We start from the raw sequence: 1,679 nt of genomic DNA on the forward strand, positions 1-1,679 counted from the left end.
CCATACGCTGACGATCACGGTTTGATCGTTAGCGTCATGGTGCTCACGCATTTTGTCCTGAAACATACTATGGACAAACTGATGGAGAGTAAGCGCTATGCCAAGCTTAGCTTGAGTTTTGATGGCCATATTTCGATGTTGGCGCAAGGGGATTGTTCGCCGGGTGAGTTGGCGGCCAAGCTCGGTAAGAGCAAACAGTTATGCAGTAAAACAATTAAAGAACTGGAGAATTTAGGCCTAATCGAGCGCCGGAAAAACCCGGAAGATAGTCGCTCAAGCCTACTTTCCCTCAGTCGACTTGGCCGCCAGCTTGTGGCGGATGGTTTTAAGGTCACAAGCGAGCTAGACCGGCAATTTGCCGACGCGGTTGGCGAGGAGCGCTTATTGCAGCTAATCGCGATATTGGAGAAGCTTTGCCAGAACTTGGGCCTTGTCTTTCCTGCGTCGTATCGGGTCCTCGCGCTGGAGAATACCGATACGACACTGCTTAGGCCTACCCGCCTAAATCTGATGCTGCCGCAATTGGATAATTATTTTCAACAGGCTTTGCTCAGTTCATTAACCGAAAAAGGTTTCACGGGATTGAAACCGAGCTTTGGTCAAGTGCTTGGCATGATTAATCGTGAAAGTCGCAAGATGCAGACAATCGCGGCAGTGAGTGGAGTGAGTAAGCAGGCAATTGCCGTTATCGCGGCGGAGCTCGAACTACTGGGTTACATCACTCGGGAGCCGGATCTCAGCGACAAGCGCCAATTTATACTAAGCCTGTCGCCTTTAGGGCAAAAATTGGTGGAGGAATCCGCACGTAGCGTGGCGCAGCTGGAAGCGTCAATTAGTGAGCGATTCAGCCCGGAAGAAAACGCGCTGCTTGATGAAACTATGCGCGCTTTGTATTTACTGGTGGCTAGGGCTTACAACAGCCCCAGTGCGCTTTCAGCCAATATTCAGCAATTATCTGAAAAATTACTGAATGAGCTAGGGGTTAGTGGCGCAAAGGCCTTGGCAAAACAATTAATGACTATCACAAGAGAAGAACAGTAATGATTACTTCGATATTTTCGCCAGAAAACTATCATATTGGGGCATCTGTCGCTGCGTTTTTTACAGCCATGCTTATTCCCCTTGCCGCTAGGTATGTTCTTTATTTAATTCCGGCCTTTAAGCAAGTTCGTGACTTGAATAAAGAGGCTGCCGATTCCAGAGGTAACCGCCTCAATTATCCCGCGATTCAAAAGCGCAGTAAAATTTGGGGACTATTGACTCACCTCGGTATTTTCACCTTGATTATACCCTTTAGCATTACGACAGAATCCCAAGCGTGGTGGCAGATTCCGCTGGATATCTTTGTGATCCTTATGTTCTATGATTTTTTCTATTACTTGGTACACCGCTTCTTGTTTCATGAAAACGGCGCATTTAAAGGGCCGTTAGTGTGGGTTCACGCTGTGCATCACCGTCAGAAAAACCCATGCCGCATGGACTCAAACTATCTTCACCCACTTGAGACCTGTATCGGCCTGAGTTTGTACGGTGCAAGCATTGGGGTATTGGCGATGATGATGGGCGACTTTCATATAGTTACCATTGTTATTACTGCGATTGCTTTTTCAGAGATCAATCAACACAATCACGACCTCATGGAAGCGGACCACTTTCCCTTTAAATATCTGAAATACGCG

The 1,679-nt window shown here is 47.4% G+C and carries 2 protein-coding genes; both read left to right on the top strand.

Features of this window, described 5'->3' with window-relative positions:
- On the top strand, positions 1 to 1,041 hold a 1,041-nt coding region (locus tag ABYT30_RS18965; RefSeq protein WP_373098100.1), incomplete at its 5' end, for a MarR family winged helix-turn-helix transcriptional regulator.
- Positions 1,041 to 1,679 (top strand): sterol desaturase family protein (locus tag ABYT30_RS18970; RefSeq protein WP_373083529.1); only part of this gene is annotated, 639 nt, incomplete at its 3' end. The genes ABYT30_RS18965 and ABYT30_RS18970, both read left to right, overlap by 1 nt.

The sequence above is a fragment of the Zhongshania sp. genome, from assembly GCF_041623545.1.
Lineage (GTDB): Bacteria > Pseudomonadota > Gammaproteobacteria > Pseudomonadales > Spongiibacteraceae > Spongiibacter.